Consider the following 19,587-nt stretch of genomic DNA (forward strand, 5'->3'; position numbering starts at 1 on the left):
CCTCAGGCGAGCTTGACCGACTCGGTCGTGTAATCCTTGCCGAGCGCCTCGAACACCTTGCGGACGATGCCCTTGGCGTCCAGCCCGGCGCGGGCGTACATCGCCGCCGGCGTGTCGTGGTCCTGGAACTCGTCCGGCAGCACCATGGTGCGCATCTTCAGGCCGCCGTCGAGCATGCCCTGATCGGAGAGATACTGCATTACGTGCGAGCCGAAGCCACCGACAGAGCCTTCCTCGATCGTGATCAGGATGTCGTGCTCGCGGGCGAGCTTCAGCACCAGCTCTTCGTCGAGCGGCTTCATGAAGCGCGCATCGGCGATCGAGGCGGACAGGCCGTGTGCGGCGAGCTCGTCGGCCGCCTTCTCGCACTCGGCGAGCCGGGTGCCGAAGGAGAGCAGGGCGACCTGCTTGCCCTGGCGGATCATGCGGCCCTTGCCGATCGGCAGCGGAACGCCAACCTCGGGCATTTCGACGCCGCGGCCTTCGCCGCGCGGATAGCGCACCGAGCTCGGCCGGTCGTTGATCGCGACCTGGGTCGCCACCATGTGCACCAGCTCGGCTTCGTCGGAGGCCGCCATGATCACCATGTTCGGTAGGCAGCCGAGATAGGCGTTGTCGAACGAGCCGGCATGGGTCGCGCCGTCGGCGCCGACCAGGCCGGCGCGATCGATCGCGAAGCGGACCGGCAGGCTCTGGATGCAGACGTCGTGGACGATCTGGTCGTAGCCGCGCTGCAGGAAGGTCGAGTAGATCGCGCAGAACGGCTTGTAGCCTTCGGCCGCGAGGCCGGCGGCGAAGGTCACGGCATGCTGCTCGGCGATGCCGACGTCGAAGGTGCGCTTCGGGAACGCCTTGGCGAAGATGTCGATGCCGGTGCCCGAGGGCATCGCGGCGGTGATGCCGACGATCTTGTCGTCCTTCTCGGCTTCCTTGACCAGGCTCTGGCCGAACACGTTCTGATAGGCCGGCGCGTTCGGCTTGGCCTTGGCCTGGGTGCCGGTGGCGATGTCGAACTTGGCCACCGCGTGATATTTGTCGGCCGCCGCTTCCGCGGGCGAGTAGCCCTTGCCCTTCTGGGTCACGACGTGGACCAGGATCGGGCCGGTCTCCATGTCGCGGACGTTCTTCAGGACGGGGAGCAGATGGTCGAGGTTGTGGCCGTCGATCGGGCCGACGTAGTAGAAGCCGAGCTCCTCGAACAGCGTGCCGCCGTCCATCATGAAGCCGCGGGAATATTCCTCGACGCGGCTGGCGCGGTTGGCGATCACCTTGGGCAGATGCTGGCCGAGCTGCTTGGCGGCGTCGCGCAGGGTGCGGTAGGTCTTGCCCGAGTAGAGGCGGGACAGATAGGCCGACATCGCCCCGACCGGCGGCGCGATCGACATGTCGTTGTCGTTGAGGATCACGATCAGGCGCGAGTTCATCGCGCCGGCATTGTTCATGGCTTCATAGGCCATGCCGGCGGACATCGCGCCGTCGCCGATCACCGCGATCACGTTGTTCTTGCCGCCCGACAGGTCGCGCGCAACCGCCATGCCGAGGCCGGCGGAAATCGAGGTCGACGAGTGCGCGGCGCCGAACGGATCGTAGTCGCTCTCGGCGCGTTTGGTGAACCCGGAGAGGCCGCCGCCGGTGCGCAAGGTGCGGATACGGTCGCGGCGACCGGTCAGGATCTTGTGCGGATAGGCTTGGTGGCCGACGTCCCAGATCAGGCGGTCGCGCGGCGTGTCGAACACATAGTGGATGGCCGTGGTCAGCTCGACCACGCCGAGACCCGCGCCGAAATGACCGCCGGTTACCGAGACCGCGTCGATGGTCTCCTGGCGCAATTCGTCGGCGACCTGCCGGACCTGCTCGACCTTCAGCCGGCGCAGATCTTCCGGAGTCTTGATGGTGTCGAGAAGCGGCGTCTTACTAAATGTGGTCACGGTGACATTCCAATTTTGCAGGTCGGGTTCAAGGGCCGACATCTGAGAGGTTCATCGTAACGGGCGGCGAAACCTGAAGTCTTGAAGGTGACATCCGCGCGGATCGAAGCCGCAGTCCGGAGACTAGCCGGGTTTGGGATCGATCTATGTGATGTAAGTCACTCTTGGTGGCCTTGCCGTCCTCGTTAGTCGCCCAAGATCGCCAAGTCGTTCAGCCAAGTCAGTTTTGCTAGCTCCTGCAAGCGCTTAGTTTCCTCCCTCCAGAGAGGATAAACACTTCCAAAAACCCGCAGTTGCGAGAAGCTTTACACCAAAGTGCGTCTTAAAGCCAACCCGACGGGAGTTGGCAAGCCCGCAAACGGTACCCTTGCGCCACCTCTCAACCGCGGCGGCGTGCCGGAGGTTCCATTCAACTGCTCAAATCGACGGCAGCCGGCGCTCCGGAATAGACCGGGGAAGCCGGCTCGGTCCAGGCCTTTTCCCGCGGCGCAAAATCCGCCGATGCGGTGATTGCGCACGCCGCGGCGCCGTGAGCCATGCGTTCGCGTAAGGGATTGGTCCGTAGACGATCATGAAGAAGTCGTCGGCGTGCGGCCTTTCGTTGGCCGTCAAGTCGATGCGAAAGAGCTGCGAGCGAAGCACGTCGTCATGATTGCGCCGGATGATCGCGGACCTGGATCGGCACGATCACAGGATCAGGGGCGAACTGCCGATTCAAATCGTGTCGCATGGTAAACGAAGGACGCACCTCTGGGTCTCAAGTGGCCAACGCGGCGGCCGAGACTTCGCCGAGGGCCACCTCGCGGCCGAGCTCTTCGATGCAGTTGCGCCGATCTGCGGCTGAATTGCACGATTGAGAGGCGCGCTTTGCCCGCGTCAACTCGCGCCCGGCGGCAGCGAAATAAATCCGGACTGTTGCTCGGAGAGGGCCGTTCGGCCGCAAGCCGCTATTGCACGTCGAGCGGCACGGTTCCCGTCGCATGGCCGCTGGCGTCGGTCGTGATCTTCTCGACCCGGGCCTCCGCCTGGCGCAGCAGCTCCTCGCAGCGCCGCTTCAGTGCTTCGCCGCGCTCATAGATCGCCACCGACTCCTCGAGCGGCACCTTGCCGTCCTCGAGCCGCTTCACGATCGATTCCAGCTCCTCGATCGCGCGCTCGAACGACAGCTTCTTGACGTCGGTTACGGTGTTGTCCGCCATGCGGGTTCCCTGCAGCTCACTCAACTCCGGGGCCGTGCTTTTACACCCCGGTCGCGGCCATGTCAGGCCCCGCCGAGGGTGGGATCGGCTGGAACCTGGGGATCACGCCCCGGTCAGGGCCGCAACGTGGGCCGAGACGGATTCTTTAAGCCCCTGAAGGTCATAGCCGCCTTCCAGGACCGAAACGACCCGCCCGCCGGCGGATTTGTCGGCGAGATCCATCAGCTTGCGGGTGACCCAGCCGAAATCCTCCGCCCGCAGGTTCAGCGACGCCAACGGGTCGCGGTAATGGGCGTCGAAGCCGGCCGAGATCATCACGAGCTCGGGGCTGAACTTGGTGAGCTGCGGCAGGATCAGGTTTTCGAAGGCGGAGCGGAACTCGAGGCTGCCGTCCTCGGAGGCCAGCGGCGCGTTGACGATGGTGTCGTGCTCGCCGCGCTCGCCGCGGGCGCCGGTGCCCGGGAACAGCGGCATCTGGTGGGTCGAGCAGTACATCACGCTCTTGTCGGCCCAGAAGATGTCCTGGGTGCCGTTGCCGTGGTGGACGTCGAAGTCGACGATGGCGGCGCGCTCGATGCCGAAGGTGCGCTGGGCATAGCGGGCGGCAATCGCGACATTGTCGAAGAAGCAGAAGCCCATCGGCTTCGCGATCTCGGCATGGTGCCCGGGCGGACGCACCGCCACGAAGGCGTTGCGGTGGCGGCCGGACATCACGGATTCGGTTGCCGCGACGGCGCCGCCGACGCCGCGCATCACGGCTTCCCAGGTGCCCGGCGACATCGAGGTGTCGCCGTCGAGATAGATGATGCCCGAGGTCGGGGCCATCTGGCGCAGCTCGGTGACGTAGTGCTCGTTGTGGCAGAGCAGGGCCAGCTCGATATCGGCCTCCGGGGCCTCGTCGCGATCGAGCAGGGCGAAGCGCTCCTCGGTCAGGGCCTCCTCGACCGCCCGCAGGCGGTCGGCGCGCTCTGGGTGGCCGGACGGCGTGGCGTGATCGAGGCAGGCTTCATGAGAGAGATACAGCGTCGACATCAGGGCTCTGCCACTCGCGCGTTGCGGGAGTGCCCAATCTATGCGCTGAACGCAGCCTCGGAAAGAGCCCCGCGGGCGATATGACCGGCTTTCCGGCGGGCGCGGCAGGCGTCACGAAGCCTTGTTGACGATGCGGCCGCGCGGCGGCGGGGCCAGCGGGCCATTGGACTTGAGATAGGCGAACAGCGCCTCGTCGTCATAGGGTCCCGTGATCGGATCGCGGCCGCTCTTGAACGCGGTGAAGCCGTCGCCGCCGAGCGCAAGGTAGTTGTTGATGGTGACCCGGTAGGACGCGGCGAGGTCGATGGCCTTGCCGTCGAGCATCATGCTGGCGGCGTCGATCCGAGCGCCCGCGGACTGTTTCGCATCGAAGGCATAGGAGAAACCGCTGGAGACCTGCAGGATGCGCGGCCGCGCCGGGTCGAGCCATTGCTGCTCCAGCGCGGCCTTGATCTCGGCGCCGGTCAGGGTGACCGTCGTCAGCTGGTTGCGAAACGGCTGGCTCGCGAACACGTCGGCATAGGTCACCGCGCCGCCGTCGCGGCGAACGAGATCGGTCCGGATGCCGCCGGGATTGGTCATCGCGATGACCGCGCTTCCCTTGTCCGCCGCGGCTGTCGCTGCGAGCTGGGCATCGGCGATGACGTCGCCGAGCACGCTCTCGCCGGAGGCGTTCGGCAGCCGCGACAGTGTCGCGGCAAGCACGCCGGCGGGGCGGTTAGCGTAAGGCGCCGCGAGCTTCTCATAGGCGTCGATCAGCGCGGTCTGCGCCGGATCCTTCGGCAGGGTGGTGTCGACGACGATGTTTGTCGCGGTGGCGCTGATCACGTCGCGCGTGGTGCGGTCGAGCTTGACGTCGATCGCCGTCACCAACGTGCCGAACTTGTCGCCCGAGGTGACGAGCCGCTTGTCGACGGTGCAGACATAGGCCTGATGGGTATGGCCGGAGATGACGATGTCGACGGCGCTGTCGAGCTCCTTGACGATGTCGACGATCGGTCCGGACAGTCCGGGGCATTCGTTCATGCCGCCCGAGGGCCAGCCGCCCTCGTGGATCAGCACGACGATCGCCTGCACGCCCTTGGCCTTCAATTCCGGGATCAGCGCGTTGACGCTCTCGGCCTCGTTGCGGAAGTCGAGGCCGGCCGCGCTCGCCGGCGAGATGATGCCGGCGGTCCCTTTCAACGTCAGCCCGATGAAGGCGACCGGGATGTCCTCGAAGGTGCGGATCTCATAGGGCGGAAACACCGTCTTGTCGGTGCCGGCGAGGAACGTCGACGCCGCGAGATAATGGAATTTGGCGCCGGTGAACGGCTGCGGCCCGCCGCAGCCATCGGTCGGATGGCAGCCGCCGTTCTGCATCCGCAACAGCTCGGCCTTGCCCTCGTCGAACTCGTGGTTGCCGACCGCCGACAGCGCGAGCCCCATCTGCGACATCGATTCGATGGTCGGCTCGTCGTGGAACATCGCCGACAGGAACGGGCTCGCGCCGATCAGGTCGCCGGCGGCGACGAAGATCGTGTTGGGCTGGCCGTCGGCGAGCAGCTTGACGAGGCTCGCCATGTGCTCGGCGCCGCCGGCAGGAACGACGGTGGTCTTGGTTGGATCGGCGGGATCGGCGACGCGGATGCCGGAGGCGGGCGGCTTCAGATTGCCGTGGAAGTCGTTGATGGCGAGGATGCGCAACGCCACCGGCTCGTCCTCGGCCGATGCTGGCGGGCCGGCGATGCTGGCAACGGCGGCACCGGTCAGCAGGCAGGCGAGGGCGAAGCGGGAGAGACGGCTCATGGCAGGGTCACGTGTGATGCAGGGGCCGCGGGACGAAGCGCGATTGCCCCGCCGCGGTCGCAATGACATAAAATGATTTCATAACAACAATACATCGGGAGGCCGGAATGAAAAGAATGATGCTGCTCGCCGCCACACTGTCGCTCGTGGCCGGCTCCGCTGCAGCGCAATCGCTGCCGGACCTGATGAAGGAGATGGTCGCGGCGTGGAATAAGCCGACCGAGCCGTTCAAGGTGATCGACAACGTCTATTACGTCGGCACCAACGGGCTCGCCTCCTACCTGATCACCACGCCGCAGGGCCACATCCTGATCGATACCGTGATGCCGGAATCGACCGCGCAGATCGAGGCCAGCATCGGCAAGCTCGGCTTCAAGGTCGCCGACATCAAATACATCCTGAACACCCACGCCCATATCGACCACACCGGCGGGCTGGCGCAGGTCAAGCAGGAGACCGGGGCGCAGATGGTGGCGGGCGCCAAGGACGTGCCGCTGCTGGAAGGCGGCTTCTATCCGGGCCGCGAGGAGGAGCGCTATCTCGGCTTCCCGCCGGTCAAGGTCGACCGCGCCGTACGCGAGGGTGACACCGTGACGCTCGGCGGCGTCACCTTGACGGCGCACGAGACGCCGGGCCATTCGCCGGGCTGCACCAGCTGGACGACCGACGTGAAGGATGGCGACGCCACCCGCAGCCTGATCTTCTTCTGCAGCGCAACGGTGGCGCTGAACCGGCTGGTCGGCCGTCCCACCTATCCGGGCATCGTCGACGATTACAAGAAGACCTTCGCCTGGGCCAAGACGGCGCATCCCGACATCCTGCTGGCGCCGCATCCGGAGATGTACGACATGGCCGGAAAGCGAGCGAAGATTGCCGACGGCGCGCCCAACCCGTTCGTCAAGCCGGGTGAATTCAACGCCTATCTCGACAAGCTCGAGACGCAGTTCAACGAAGGCCTCGCCAAGCAGACGGCTGCGCTGCAGTCCGCAAAGTAGTTGCGGCGCCCGCTATGCTGGATCGGCGGCGGCGAGCCGGTCCAGTGTGAAGCCGGAGAGGTCGACGCACGGCGTCTCGCCCCGGGCCATCGCCGCGAGCGCCTCGCCGACGGCCGGCGAATGCTTGAAGCCGTGGCCCGAGCAGGCCGAGGCGTAGATCACGTCGGCGTCACCCGGATCGTGGTCGATGACGAAGCGGCCGCCCGGCGCGTTGGTATAGAGGCAGACCTCGCTGCGCAGGCAGCGCGGGCCGAGATCCGGCACGAAGGAGCGGACATAGGTCTCATAGGTCGCGGCGATTTCGTCCGCGGTCACCTCGCGCGCCACGTCGTCGGGATCGGTCTCGCCGGTCATCACTTCATTCGCGATCTTCACGCCATTGTCCTGCGAGCCCAGCCAGGGAAAGCCATAGATGTCGGAGGCCGCGCGATCGCGGCCGGTGACGTCCCAGATGAACACCGGCGTGCCCGGTCCAAAATGCTGCGGATTGGACAGGAGCTCGAACCAGTACAGCACTTGCCGGGTGACGTGGACGCGGCGGCGCAGCGGCGCGATCATCTCGGTGATCCATGGTCCGGTGGTGACGATCAATTTGTCGGCCGACGCCGTCGTGTCGTCGTCCATGGTCACGGTGAGGGCGCCCGCGGCACGGCGAAACGCTGTCACGCGCCGGCCGGTCAGCAACTCGGCGCCATGGCGCGCGGCGACCGCGAGCTCGGTGCGCACGCAGTCCTCGACCAGGAGATAGCCGCCTTCTCGATCGAGAAAGGCGCGATCGCCGGGCGCGGTGGCAAAGGCCGGATAATCCGCACGCAACCGCTCCGCGGAAAGCGTCTCGCCGTCGACGCCGTGCAGCCGCGCCGCGGTTTCGATGTTGCTGAAGAACTGCGCGCTGCTGACGCCGTGGACCTCGCCGCCGTGCTGGCTCGGAATGAACAGGCAGCCGCATTGTTCGAACAGCCGCGTGCTGGTTTCTCGCTCCAGCGCCCGCCAGATCGCGTGCGAGCGCTGCGCCAGCGGCGTGTAGTCGACGCCTTCGCCGATTGCCGCGCGGGTGATGCGGGTCTCGCCATGGGTCGAGCCGAAGCGGTGCGGCGGCTGGAAGCGGTCGATGCCCAGCACGCGCCTCCCGGCCTTGGCGAGATGCAGCACGGCGGCGCTGCCGACCGCGCCGCAGCCGATCACGATGACATCAAACTGCGCCATGCGCGCCCGCCGCGGCCTCGCTCATTTTTTCTTCTTGCGCGATAGGAACGCCTTGAACGCGCTGACCGCCTCCTCGGAGGTCATGCGCTCGGCGAACAGATAGGCCTCCTGGTCGATGCGCCGGGTCAATTCGTCCGGCGCGGTGCGGATCAGCTTGCGCCCGATCGCCACCGCCTCGGCCGGCAGCCGGCAGATGTCGCGCGCCACCTTGTGCGCCTCGACCTCGGTGTGGCCCGGCGCCACCACCGTGTTGACGAAGCCGGCGATCTGCGCATCCGTCGCCGTCATGGTGCGCCCCATCACCAGCATCGCGAACGCCCGCTGATAGCCCATGGTCTGCGGCATCAACAGGCTCGAGGCGCCCTCGGGCACCAGGCCGAGATGGATGAAGGGCGTCGAGAACGTCGCCGTGGTGGAGGCCAGCACGTAGTCGCAGTGAAACAGCATCGTCGTGCCGATGCCGATCGCGACGCCGTCGACCGCGGCGATGATCGGCTTGACGTTATGCGCCAGCGAATACAGGAACTTGGTCGCCGCCGAGGTGCGCGCGGCGTCGTTGCCGGCCGACCCCGCATGCAGGAAGTCCTCGAGATCGTTGCCGGCCGTGAACACGCCGGAGCCGCCGGTGATGATGATGCATCGCACCAGCGGATTGTTCTGCGCGGTGTCGATCGCATCGCTCATGCCGAGATACATGGCCTGGGTGATCGCGTTCTTCTTCTCCGGGCGCCTGAGCTTGATCGTCCGCGTCTCGCCCTCGTCGGTCACGATCAGATGGTCGGTCATGGGCCCCTCATGCGTGTGCGCCGGCCGCTGCGTTGCCGCCGATCATTCGTCCAGTCCTGCGTCTCGCCGCAGCCTACATCATCCGCTGGTCGCGCCAAGGGCTGAAGCGGTCATTGGTCGCGGAGGGAATGCGGGCGTGATCGCAGGCGAGCGCTCGCCATGATTCTCGTCGTGGTTTACGACTGGTTTGCAACAGCATCGGCGTCCGCTATCGTCCCGCGCAGAACTGCGATCTTTTGCAAGGCAATTCGATGACCAAGGTCTTTTCAGTGCTGCTGTCGCTGCTGCTGCTCTGTCACGCCTTCCCGGGGATCGCTGAGGCTGCCGCCACCAACCGCGCGCTGCTGTCGCTGTTCTGCGCGCCCGGCGCGATCGCGGGCACCACCTGCAAGCGCGCCAGATCCTATCCCGACTCCGAGGGGCGCCGCTGTGACGTCACCCTGAAGCCGGAGCGGCAGCAGGGACGTTTCCTGGCCTCCAGCAATCCGCTGCTGGTCGTGAGCTATGGCAGCGGCTGCGAGCCGCACGCGACCGATTTCGGCGGCGCGGTCGTGTTCGAGCAGGTCGGCGGCGCCTACAAATTTCGCGGCTTCCAGCCGGGCATGCAGGTGAATGAATGCGTCATCTCCACCACCAGGGACGAAGCGCAGGACGTGCTCGTCTGCCTGACCGGGCATATGGGGCAGGGGGTGGTCGAGACCGGCGTGGCGCGCGTCGGCTTCGCCAGTGCCAGCGGCGGGTCCATCGAAATGTCGTACGATTTTCTGCTGCAGGCCGAGGACACGACGGGAGCCTACCTGACCAACGTCGTTAGCTGTTCGGAGCAGCTCAAATATTTCGGCCTGTCGAAGCTCGCGGCCGGGCCAACCCCCGGCAGCGTGGTCGCCGCCGTCAGCTACGCCGATCGCGAGACGATCAGCACGGCCTGCGCCAAGGGCTTTCCGAAGCCGAGGGACGCGGAGGACATGCGCGAACTCGCTCCGGGCGAAGCCTTTGTGCCGGACGGTTACGCCAAGAGCGGCAGCGTCATCATCGAGATTGCAAGCCGCTCGGCAAAGTTGGGCTGAGTCTGCGGCGGTCCAGTTGTCGCGCCTCAGCGTGATCCGTCCGGGCGGGGCGGGGCAGCCGGCGGGCGCGGGCCGGCGGCCGGCGATGCCTGCTGTCGGACAGCCTCGCGCCGCAGTGCCTGCTCCAGCACCACCAGCCGCGTCGCCATGCGCGTCAGCTCGTCATGCACCGAGCCCTGGACACCCTGCACGGCGTGCTGCACCTCGCGCAACGCGTCGCGCTGGGTCTCCGCCTTGAGCACCCTGAACTCGGCCTCGATCGAGGTGAGGCGGTTGTTGACCGCCCTGATCGCCTCGGCGATCTCCTTCTGGCCGTCCTGCAGCGCGCGGACATGATCGACCAGCCGCAGATGGTCAGTCAGCTCCTCGACCGTCTTGCCGATATTGCTGCGGCCCCACATTACTTCACCGACCTCAGCAGGGTCCTGATCGTCGCCAGATGGTCCTCCGGCGATCCGAGCCGCGCCGAGATCGCGCTCATCAGATCCTTGCGCAGTTCCGACAGTTCGTCCTCGGGCACAATGCGCTCGACGGGTTCATCATAGGCCATCCGCCGCGGCTCGACCTCGACGGGGCGCGGCGCGACGTCGAAATAGGGTGGCCGCTCGTACACCGGGATGTGCGGCGCCTGACGCGATGACGTGACGCGCGCGAGACTCGGAAACCGTGGTGGCGGCGTGCGCGCCGGACGTTCAATCTGATCGATCAGCGCCGCCAGCGCGACGTCCATGTTGCTGTCGTCAGGCTCATCGTCGACAACGTAGGACGGCTTCCGCAGTGTCGCCCCATTCGCGGGCGATGATGACGTGAATGACGATGCGTGGTCGCGGAGTCGCGCGATGACCCGGCGGACTCGCGCGCCGAGACCTGGCTTCTCCCTGGCCGGTGTTCGCATCAACATGTCACTCTCCAGCTGAACAGCTTAGGCGAGCAGGGAAAAGCTTAGCAAGAGGCAGTCGTCGAGCTGCCAACAGGATGTATGGCGGTAGCCGGCGCAGATGCTTGCGCGCGCCGGTCCCGCACGTCCGTTGCCGGGGTGTCGTCTGCGCCCGCCTATAGTGCGACAGTGTGCATAAGAAGCGGCCGGCGCAGGCAGCCGGCGCTCGGGTTCCGGGGCGAGAGGTAAGGAACAACCGTGTGGTCGGGCCGTTCGGACATGACTGCGTCCCCTCCAACGCTCCGAGGTCCCCCGATGTATCACCACGTCAAGAAGCTGATGTTCACCGTTCGTGTCGACGAGCCCGATCCGCGCTTCGGCAACATGCTGCTCGAGCAGTTCGGCGGCGCCAATGGCGAGCTCGCCGCCGCCATGCAGTACTCGATCCAGGGCCTCAACTGCGAGGATCCCGACCGCAAGGACCTGTTGATGGACATCGGCACCGAGGAGCTCAGCCATCTCGAGGTCGTCGGCACCCTGGCGCGTCTGCATCTGAAGCCGTCGAAGTTCGATCGCGAGGCCGCCGAGGCCGATCCCTTGATCGCGATTGCCGGCGGTGGCGGTGTGAACCTGTTCAACTCGCAAGGCAATGCCTGGACCGCCGATTATCTGAAGATCACCGGCGAGCTCGACGTTGACCTGCGCAGCAACATCGCCGCCGAGGCGCGCGCCAAGATCGTCTACGAGCGGCTGATCAACTTCACCGACGATGCCGGCACCAAGGACGCGCTGCAGTTCCTGATGACGCGCGAGATCACCCACATGAAGGCGTTCGCGCTGGCGCTCGAGAGCATGGGCAAGCCGGCCTTCAGCATCGGCCGCCTCGCGCCGACGCCGGGCCTGGTCGACCAGTTCTTCAACGATTCCACGGGCTCCGGCGATCATGGCGAGATCGATACCCGCGGCCCCTGGAACGAGGGTGGCGACTGGGTCTTCACGGAGTCGCCGGCGATCCAAGCCGGTGAGCCCGGCGCGGCGTCGTCGATCGTCACCGAAAGCTCGCCGCCGGCCGACGAATCCGGCCTGAGCGATCTGCTGATGGACGAGCTGCGCGACATTCTCCATGCCGAGAAGCAGATCACCAAGGCGCTGCCGAAGATGGCCGAGGCCGCGCGCTTCGACCAGCTGCGCGAATTGTTCGAGCAGCATCTGGTCGAGACCGAAGCGCAGATCGAGCGCATCAACGAATGCTTCGAGCTGCTCGGCAAGACGCCGCGGGCAAAGCCCTGCAAGGGCATGATGGGCCTCATCGAGGAGGGCCAGGAGATCATGACCCAGGCCGAGGACAAGGAGGACGCCGCCGCCGATCTCGCGCTGATCGGCGCCGCGCAGCGCGTCGAGCACTACGAGATGTCGGGCTACACGACCGCGCGCAATCTCGCCTCCCAGCTCCGCCACAGCGCCGTCGTCGCGCTGCTGTCGAAGTCGCTGGCCGAGGAGGAGAATGCCGATCAGCTCCTCAACCAGGTCGGGCGCTCCTTGATGTCGGTCGCCAAGATGCCGGCCGCGATCGAGCAGGCGTGAGGCGGGGAGCGGGACCTGCGCGGCGCTTGCGCCATGCAGGCCGCCGTGGCGCGCAGACGCCACCGTGGAGCGCAGCGCAGACATTGCGTCACAACAACTGTCATCGCCCGCGCAGGCGGGCGATCGAGTACTCCGAAACGGTCGACTTCAGTCGAGACGCCGCGGCGTACTGGATACCCCGCCTGCGCGGGGTATGATGACCATTTTCAGGGCGCCGCGTGTGCCCTGAAGGATGGGTCGAGCGTCACGCCTTCGGCCGATATGCTCTGCATCTTGCGAGCGCTGCTCTCTCCCCAGCCGTCATCCCTGGCATTCACGCGCGAACGGCGCAGCCGTTCGACGCAGCGCGCGGGAGCCCGGAATCCATAACCACAGGCGATCATGGCCGGACGAGAGCCATCCCTTGCGAATCTTTCGCCCGCTTACTCCGTATAGCTGTGCACCCGCTCCGCCCTGCGGAAATGGTTCGTCGACAGGCAGCGCCGCGCCCGGCTGATCTGCGCATCGGTGGCGCCGCGGCTGCGAGCATACATCTCGGCCACCTCGGCCGTGTATTTCTCCACGTAGTAGCGCACCTCCGAGCAGGACATCCGGGTCTCAGGACCGGCCTCGTTGGCCGCCTGTACCTCGGACCCCATCGCCAGGATCAGAATCCCCGCACCGATCACACCCCGCAACATCGACATCCTCCCCATTGTCGCAGCTGCCTGCTAACAGGCGTGACTCGGAGCGAGGGCGCAAATTAACAATGACACGCGCGTGACATCGTCAGCGCAGTGTGGCTTCGCGGTGTCACCGGACGTGACGGTTGAGCATCGCCTGCAACCGTCGCCGGGCGGAATGGCCTGTCCCCGTGCCGCCCTGACAGTGTTGAGAGATCGAACGGTTCCGGCTTCGGAACCTACGCCTCCGGTCGAGACGGCATCATCAGCCCTGAGCGAAGGCGTGTCGCGCGTCCTGCGAGGCCTCAGGTCGTCACGGTCGTGCTCGCCGTGCCCGCGCTGCCCGAGACGCCGTTGCTCGCGGCGCTGTTGGTCGCGCCTTGCGCGTTGTAGGTCTGCGCGCCCTTGCTGCTGCCGTCCGAGCTGGCGGCAGTCTTGGTCACCTCGGTCGAACCGTCGGAATAGGTGATCGTCGTGGTGGTGACGCCGTCGAGCGTGATCGAGACCTCGCTGACGACGGTCTTGCCCGACGACGAGCCGCCGCTGCCGGAGGAGCTTTCCGACGTGCTGTCAGCCGAGCTCGTGGCCGACGAGGATGACGTCGCAGACGTCGCCGAAGTGGATGATGTGGCCGAGGTGGTCTGCGACGAAGGCGCCGCGAGGGGCGTCGTGACGGAGCTGATCGACATGGGACTCTCGCATGAAGAAAGGGCAGGTGCCGCACGGGGCGCGGCACGCTTCTTCAACGCAGCCTCCGCGCCAAGCTGGCGCAATGAGTTGCGTCTGAGTGTGTCCGGATGCTGCGGTCTTCATGCGGGGTCATCGAAACTTGCGGCCAGCCGCGCCGTCCGCGGTATAGTCTTCTGTCGCAGGGTGGCACACCGAGACGTTGCGGATCACCTTCGCGCCTCTCTTGCTCTCCCGGCGCAAGTTCGGACTGATGGCGAAGAGCGGGGAGAGTGATTGCCAAGCGCCGGCGCCGCGCTCTAGTCTCCCTCACGCATGACCGTCGCACTCTCTCCCCAGCAAGCCTCACTCGTCGCGGAAACGGGTGCGCTGCACATCGCGGCCGCGCTCGATGCGTCCGCCCTGCGCGCTCTCTTCGAGGCGCTGTCCGGCCACGCACCGGAGCAGGCGGGCAGCCGGCTGCACGGCGTCGCGGCGCTCAGGCCGTTCCTCGCCAATGCCGGACCGGTCGGCGCCGCCGGCGCCGCGGTTCTCGGTGACGCCACTCGCCCGGTGCGGGCGGTCTATTTCGACAAGACGGCCGCGTCGAACTGGGCCGTGCCCTGGCATCAGGACCGCACCATCGTCGTCCGCGAGCGCATCGATGTCACCGGGTTCGGGCCCTGGACCATCAAGGGGGGCCTACAACACGTCGCGCCGCCCTATGAGGTGCTCGCGCGCATGGTCACCCTGCGCGTCCATCTCGACGTCGTGCCGGACGGCAACGCGCCGCTGCTGATCGCTCCAGGCTCGCACCGCCTCGGTCGCATTTCGGAAGGCGATGTGGCCGCGACGGTCGCGCGCTGTGGCACGGCGACGTGCTGCGCCGACGTCGGTGACATCTGGCTCTACGCGACGCCGATCCTGCACGCTTCGGAGCCCTCAACCCAGCCCGGCCATCGCCGGGTGCTGCAGATCGATTTTGCCGCGGACGAACTGCCGGGCGGGCTGGAGTGGCTCGGGGTCTAGACGAAGAGAGGGGCCGAGCAGCCGCAAAGTCACCTGCGGTGGCGTGCGTGCGGAAAGCGTGTTCATTCGCCTGCGCGCTGACGATCCGCAGCCATCCTATTTGCCTATTTGCCGAGGATCTTCTCCGCCGCGGTGACGATGCTGACCGTCGGATGCTCGGCGCAGTACTTGCCGAACTTCTTGGCGTTCTCGAGGAACACCTCGGTGTCGAAGATCGCCTCGTCCTGGTCGCCCTTGTACCAGCCGTCGAGCCAGATCAGCACCATCTTGATACCGTCGTCGCCGCTTTCGACGAACTGCTTGCAGCTCATGGTGGAGAGATCGAGAACGACGGCCGACGCCGGCGCGGACGACAGCATCAGGGCCGCGGCAAACAACGTCGCAACGACAGATTTCATATTCTTGCTCCGAATGGATTTGGTGAAAAACAACGAACTATGCAGAGGCTTCGCGAATGAGGAGCCGAACTGCGTGACCACGGTCGAGCCGGCACCTGAGCAGATAGAACTGGCTGGATCGATGGCGGAAGTCAAGAACGGCAGCGGCTTCAATCAGAGGAAGCGCGGCGGGCTACGCCTTCGGCTAGCTGGCCCATGCTCGCTCCATCTCTCCGAGGTAAGCGAGCACAGTTGAAGGCGAAGTTTTCGATTGACTCAATTGCAAGTAGATCAATGACCAGCTAAGGTCTTCGTGCTGAACTTTGGGAGGTGCCGATGGAAAATCGCGAAGTACTCCTCGAGCAGGTCAGGCGCGCATACAAGGCGCGCGACACGGGGTCGTTGGACGACCTGATGGCAGAGTGTCATCCGGACGTGGTGTTCACACTGGCTGGCGACCGGAACGCCACCAAAATGTTGGGGTGCATGTGTGGTCACCCCCAAGTCAAGGAGGGCTTGGCCAAGCTCATCGATACGTTCGAGTTCGCGCAGCGAAATATCCTGACCGAACTGGTGGACAACGATCGCGTGGCCGTGCGTTCCCGCCTCACCGTGCGAAGCTGTCCGACGAATATGACGCGGGAAACCGAGATACTCGACCTCTTCAGAATTCAGGATGGGAAGATCGTCGAACTAATAGAGTTCGCCGACACGGCGCTCATCCAGACGATGGCGTCGTAAGCCGGTTGAGCGCTACGTGGCGACCACCAGAGCGGCTCGCACTGCGACCTGCGTGGTGCGGCGTCGGATCATTGTCCCGGAAGTGAACATTATCCCGGAAGTGAATGGCTGACTGGGGCAGGGCTTGAACTTTATCGGCAGTCGACCTGGTTCCTTCCGGTTTGCCGGAGCGCAGGGAAGCGCGCTTCCGACCCGTCGGCCAAATCAGCTCGGTCGGGCCAACTCCTGTCAATTCGTTCTGAAAAACATAAATCGCTTTGCGGCTTGCCCAAATCAGCATTATGGTTCGCGCATCCCGTTGCACGGTAGGGGACGGTTCGCGGTCGTCACGGACGTTGGCAGCGGGATGCGGTGGACGCGGGCGGCGCAGTGCTGTTGGCACGGACGAACGTTAGCCTGCGGACGGTGAAGGCGCGTGGTTCCGATACTCCGATGCTAGTATCCAGCGCAATGCGCGAGAAGCGCATTGTCGCGACATGGTGGCCAGAAAGCCCGGTGCACCAGGAAGAGCGCGCTATAGCCCGTTAAAACCATCGCGCGGGGAAGGCCGGGTGTTCTCGGCCAGACCTGTGGTGACTGCCGCCTGCTTTTTTTCTGCAGGCGGGCCACGGGCGCGGCCAGCGCCCGGCCTTCCCTGCGCCCTCCACTCGGTGAGGGCGGGTTTCGAGAGCATAGCTCGGGCGCGGAATGCGTCGCGAGGACGCGGATGCTCATCTCATCGCGACAGGCTGTTCGGATAGATGTTTGAGATGCGGATCAATGAAGCGGCGAACTCGGGACACCCTCCCCTGGAGGGGGAGGGTCGATCGCGCGCGTAGCGCGAGATCGGGGTGGGGTGATCTCTCCGTTGGCACAAGCATCCGCGGACAGATCACCCCACCCCGCCTCACGCGTCGCTGCGCGCCCCGCGAGGCGACCCTCCCCCTCCAGGGGAGGGTGGGAGCCCGGCAGCGAGCTTTGGTGCGGGAGGCTGAACTCGCTGGTCTGGGTCGCGACGCTCGCCGCTCACGCCACCAGCACGGCCTCCGCCGCGAGCACGGCGTCGGCGCCGTCGGTGACGGTCTTTTCCAGGGACGGGGCCTGCACCGCGAAGGTCTCGGCGAAGAACCGGGCGAGCGCGACGTGACGCGCCCCCTCGGTCTCGTTCTCGCTGCGCGCGGCCAGCGCCTCGTTGGCCAGCATGCAGCCGCCGAGCGCCGAGCCGAACAGGCGCAGGTAAGGCGTGGCGCCGGCGAGCGCATCGTTCGGCGCGGTCCCGAGCTTGTCCAGCAGCCAGCGGCTGGAGCGGTCGAGCGCGCCCAGCGCCTCGCGCAGCTTGGCGCCAGTGGTGCCGAAGGCCGGATCGTTCGAGGCCTCGACGCGGCGGACGATCTCGGTGAGCTCGTCGAGCAGCTTGAACACCGAGGCGCCGCCGTTCGAGCCGAGCTTGCGCGTCACCAGGTCGATCGCCTGGATGCCGTTGGTGCCCTCGTAGATCGCGGTGATGCGGGCGTCGCGATAATGCTGCGCGGCGCCGGTCTCCTCGATGAAGCCCATGCCGCCATGGATCTGCACGCCGAGATAGGCGACCTCGTTGCCGATGTCGGTGGAGAACGCCTTTGCGATCGGCGTCAGCAGCGCGCCGCGCGCGGCGGCTTCAGTGCGCACCGCCGGATCCTTGGCGCGCACGGACACGTCGAGTGCGACGGCGGTCGCGTAGCAGATCGAGCGAGACGCGGCGGTGAGGACGCGCATCTGCATCAGCATGCGCTTGACGTCGGGATGGGCGATGATCGCGTCCGAGCCAGTGCCCTTAGCTCCCACGGCGCGGCCCTGTTTGCGCTCCTGCGCGTAGGCCAGCGCCTGCTGATAGGCGCGATCGGCGACGCCGACACCTTCGAGGCCGACGCCGAGCCGCGCCTGGTTCATCATCGTGAACATGCAGCGCATGCCGGCGTTTTCTTCGCCAATGAGATAGCCGATGGCGCCGCCGTGATCGCCCATCGTCATGGTGCAGGTCGGCGAGGCATGCATGCCGAGCTTGTGCTCGATGCCGGAGGCATAGATGTCGTTGCGGGCGCCGAGCGAGCCATCGGCGTTGACGAGGAATTTCGGGATCAGGAAGAGAGAGATGCCCTTGGTGCCGGCCGGCGCGTCCGGCAGCCGCGCGAGCACGAAATGCACGATGTTGTCGGTCATGTCGTGGTCGCCATAGGTGATGAAGATCTTGGCTCCGGTGATGCGGTAGGTGCCATCCGCGGCGCGCTCGGCGCGGGTGCGCAAGGCGCCGACGTCGGAGCCGGCCTGCGGCTCGGTGAGCTGCATCGTTCCGGTCCATTCGCCGGAGATCAGCTTGCCGAGATAGATGTCCTTCAGCTCCTTGCTGCCGTGGGCGTCGAGCGCCTCGATGGCCGACAAGGTCAGCAGCGGGCACAGGCCGAAGGCGACGTTGGCCGCGCTCCAGATCTCGGTGCAGGCGGCGTTGATGGCGAGCGGCAGGCCCTGGCCGCCATGCGCCTCGGGACCGGACACCGCGTTCCAGCCGGCCTCGGTCCAGCGCTTGTAGGCGTCCGGCCAGCCGGGCGCGGTGGTGACCTTCTTATCGGCGAGCTTGACGCCGTTCCTGTCGCCGATGTGGTTGAGCGGGGCGAGCACGTCGCTCGCGAATTTGCCGGCTTCCTCGAGCACGGCCGCGGTGATGTCGGGGTCGAAATCGCCGTAATGGCCGGCCTCGACCGCCGCCTTCAGCCCGGCGCCGTGGTTGAGGGCGAGCAGCATGTCGTTGAGCGGGGCGCGATAGGTCATGGCGTGTCCTCGGGGCTCGATGTGGCCGGTTTGGCCGCCGTCATCCCATGAAACCGGCCGGGTCTCAACTTTTTCGCGTGGCGCTGCGGCCGGGCGCCGCGGCGGCTTCCAACGAGCAGGATAAGGGCTTGCCGGCATTGACGAATTGGCCTGGGCGGCGGATCACCGGAGGGGCCTGCAAAATTCCTGCGGCGGCGCGGTTGAAATGGGCGGGCGCGCTCTGTAGACCACGGGCGCCGACCCGGAATCGCATGGCGCCCGCGCGCCACGCCGATCCGCCGGGCCTGATGGGGCGTAGCCAAGCGGTAAGGCAGCGGATTTTGATTCCGCCATTCGGAGGTTCGATCCCTCCCGCCCCAGCCAGATTTCCGGAGCCCAGTCGGTATCTTACATTTTTACGATTTTGTTGTTCTGCACCTCGCCAGACGCCGCATTCCGAAACTCTGTTTGCGTTGTGTTCGCCAAAACGTGAGCTCGTCGTTTGCGTGTTGCCGCAAGGATGCGCGGAGCCGTGCGCTTGGCGTAACCGGCGTTACTCCGGGCCAAGGATTCGGGATATCCCTGGCGAATTCGGCCGGGTACAGTCGACGAACCACGCGCCATGCCTTGCGGCACAGGCCAACGAATTTCTCGCCGCGCCGAAAGAGTGTGCTCTCGCCCGCGTCATCCCTGATGAACATTTCGTAGAGCTTATCAGCGGCACGCGGGGTGATACTCTTGATCGGCGAGCACCCGATGCGCTCGCCTCCTTTGTTGCGCACGTCGCAGATGGCTTGCATGCTGTGCTCGTAGCCGGGTCGCAAGCGCTTCGAGACCTTTTCGAGACATGCCTTTGTCTGCGCATATTCGCGGAAAAGCCAATCAAC

Annotated in this window: 17 protein-coding genes and 1 tRNA gene; 6 read left to right on the top strand and 12 right to left on the bottom strand. The window is 66.1% G+C overall.

Going from position 1 to position 19,587, the window contains the following annotated elements; all coding sequences use genetic code 11:
• Window positions 1-2: 2 nt before the first annotated feature.
• The 4 genes from dxs to QX132_RS22315 all read right to left on the bottom strand — a co-directional run bounded on the left by dxs (window position 3) and on the right by QX132_RS22315 (window position 5,947).
• Complete coding sequence (gene dxs, locus QX132_RS22300) at window positions 3-1,928, bottom strand: 1-deoxy-D-xylulose-5-phosphate synthase (RefSeq protein WP_315740878.1); 1,926 nt, start codon at window positions 1,926-1,928, stop codon at window positions 3-5.
• Between the two features lie 947 nt (window positions 1,929-2,875).
• Window positions 2,876-3,127 (bottom strand): exodeoxyribonuclease VII small subunit, encoded by a 252-nt coding sequence (locus QX132_RS22305; protein WP_315740877.1) that lies wholly within the window; start codon window positions 3,125-3,127, stop codon window positions 2,876-2,878.
• 102 nt (window positions 3,128-3,229) lie between these two features.
• Window positions 3,230-4,159, bottom strand: a complete 930-nt coding sequence (locus QX132_RS22310; RefSeq protein ID WP_315740876.1) for a histone deacetylase family protein — start codon at window positions 4,157-4,159, stop codon at window positions 3,230-3,232.
• A 111-nt stretch (window positions 4,160-4,270) separates the two neighbouring features.
• Window positions 4,271-5,947, bottom strand: a complete 1,677-nt coding sequence (locus tag QX132_RS22315; RefSeq protein ID WP_316162904.1) for a bifunctional metallophosphatase/5'-nucleotidase — start codon at window positions 5,945-5,947, stop codon at window positions 4,271-4,273.
• Window positions 5,948-6,054: 107 nt separating this feature from the next.
• On the opposite strand from QX132_RS22315, the gene bla reads away from it, so the two are divergent.
• On the top strand, window positions 6,055-6,942 hold the full coding sequence (gene bla, locus QX132_RS22320) for a subclass B3 metallo-beta-lactamase (RefSeq protein WP_316162905.1): 888 nt from the start codon (window positions 6,055-6,057) through the stop codon (window positions 6,940-6,942).
• 12 nt (window positions 6,943-6,954) lie between these two features.
• Here the strand turns inward: bla and solA are convergent, their stop codons facing one another.
• Window positions 6,955-8,148: an N-methyl-L-tryptophan oxidase gene (gene solA, locus QX132_RS22325; RefSeq protein ID WP_316162906.1), complete on the bottom strand. Its 1,194-nt coding sequence runs from the start codon at window positions 8,146-8,148 to the stop codon at window positions 6,955-6,957.
• A gap of 21 nt (window positions 8,149-8,169) precedes the next feature.
• Window positions 8,170-8,934, bottom strand: a complete 765-nt coding sequence (locus QX132_RS22330; protein WP_315758028.1) for a crotonase/enoyl-CoA hydratase family protein — start codon at window positions 8,932-8,934, stop codon at window positions 8,170-8,172.
• Between the two features lie 251 nt (window positions 8,935-9,185).
• Here QX132_RS22330 and QX132_RS22335 point away from each other — a divergent pair, with 251 nt between their 5' ends.
• The gene (locus QX132_RS22335; RefSeq protein WP_316162907.1) at window positions 9,186-10,001 is read left to right on the top strand and encodes a hypothetical protein; all 816 of its coding nucleotides are present in this window, start codon (window positions 9,186-9,188) and stop codon (window positions 9,999-10,001) included.
• A gap of 26 nt (window positions 10,002-10,027) precedes the next feature.
• On the opposite strand, the gene QX132_RS22340 is transcribed toward QX132_RS22335, so the two are convergent.
• On the bottom strand, window positions 10,028-10,402 hold the full coding sequence (locus QX132_RS22340; protein WP_316162908.1) for a hypothetical protein: 375 nt from the start codon (window positions 10,400-10,402) through the stop codon (window positions 10,028-10,030).
• Window positions 10,402-10,902, bottom strand: a complete 501-nt coding sequence (locus QX132_RS22345) for a hypothetical protein (protein WP_316162909.1) — start codon at window positions 10,900-10,902, stop codon at window positions 10,402-10,404. Before QX132_RS22345 ends, QX132_RS22340 begins: the two co-directional genes overlap by 1 nt.
• Before the next feature lie 291 nt (window positions 10,903-11,193).
• Between QX132_RS22345 and QX132_RS22350 the strand changes: the two genes are divergently transcribed.
• Window positions 11,194-12,462, top strand: a complete 1,269-nt coding sequence (locus QX132_RS22350) for a DUF892 family protein (protein WP_316162910.1) — start codon at window positions 11,194-11,196, stop codon at window positions 12,460-12,462.
• A 422-nt stretch (window positions 12,463-12,884) separates the two neighbouring features.
• On the opposite strand, the gene QX132_RS22355 is transcribed toward QX132_RS22350, so the two are convergent.
• A complete protein-coding gene (locus tag QX132_RS22355) occupies window positions 12,885-13,142 on the bottom strand; it encodes a hypothetical protein (protein ID WP_315740867.1) in 258 nt (85 codons plus the stop codon).
• 287 nt (window positions 13,143-13,429) lie between these two features.
• Window positions 13,430-13,813 (bottom strand): hypothetical protein, encoded by a 384-nt coding sequence (locus QX132_RS22360; protein WP_316162911.1) that lies wholly within the window; start codon window positions 13,811-13,813, stop codon window positions 13,430-13,432.
• 313 nt (window positions 13,814-14,126) lie between these two features.
• Here QX132_RS22360 and QX132_RS22365 point away from each other — a divergent pair, with 313 nt between their 5' ends.
• A complete protein-coding gene (locus QX132_RS22365; protein WP_316162912.1) occupies window positions 14,127-14,819 on the top strand; it encodes a phytanoyl-CoA dioxygenase family protein in 693 nt (230 codons plus the stop codon).
• A 104-nt stretch (window positions 14,820-14,923) separates the two neighbouring features.
• Here the strand turns inward: QX132_RS22365 and QX132_RS22370 are convergent, their stop codons facing one another.
• Window positions 14,924-15,217 (bottom strand): HdeA/HdeB family chaperone, encoded by a 294-nt coding sequence (locus tag QX132_RS22370; protein WP_315772939.1) that lies wholly within the window; start codon window positions 15,215-15,217, stop codon window positions 14,924-14,926.
• Window positions 15,218-15,532: 315 nt separating this feature from the next.
• Here QX132_RS22370 and QX132_RS22375 point away from each other — a divergent pair, with 315 nt between their 5' ends.
• On the top strand, window positions 15,533-15,937 hold the full coding sequence (locus QX132_RS22375; RefSeq protein ID WP_316162913.1) for a nuclear transport factor 2 family protein: 405 nt from the start codon (window positions 15,533-15,535) through the stop codon (window positions 15,935-15,937).
• 1,005 nt (window positions 15,938-16,942) lie between these two features.
• Here QX132_RS22375 and QX132_RS22380 read toward each other — a convergent pair.
• A complete protein-coding gene (locus tag QX132_RS22380; protein WP_316162914.1) occupies window positions 16,943-18,721 on the bottom strand; it encodes an acyl-CoA dehydrogenase in 1,779 nt (592 codons plus the stop codon).
• A 288-nt stretch (window positions 18,722-19,009) separates the two neighbouring features.
• On the opposite strand from QX132_RS22380, the gene QX132_RS22385 reads away from it, so the two are divergent.
• Window positions 19,010-19,084, top strand: a tRNA-Gln gene (locus QX132_RS22385).
• The last annotated feature ends 503 nt before the right edge of the window (window positions 19,085-19,587 follow it).

The organism is Bradyrhizobium sp. SZCCHNRI20481, assembly GCF_032485055.1.
GTDB lineage: Bacteria > Pseudomonadota > Alphaproteobacteria > Rhizobiales > Xanthobacteraceae > Bradyrhizobium.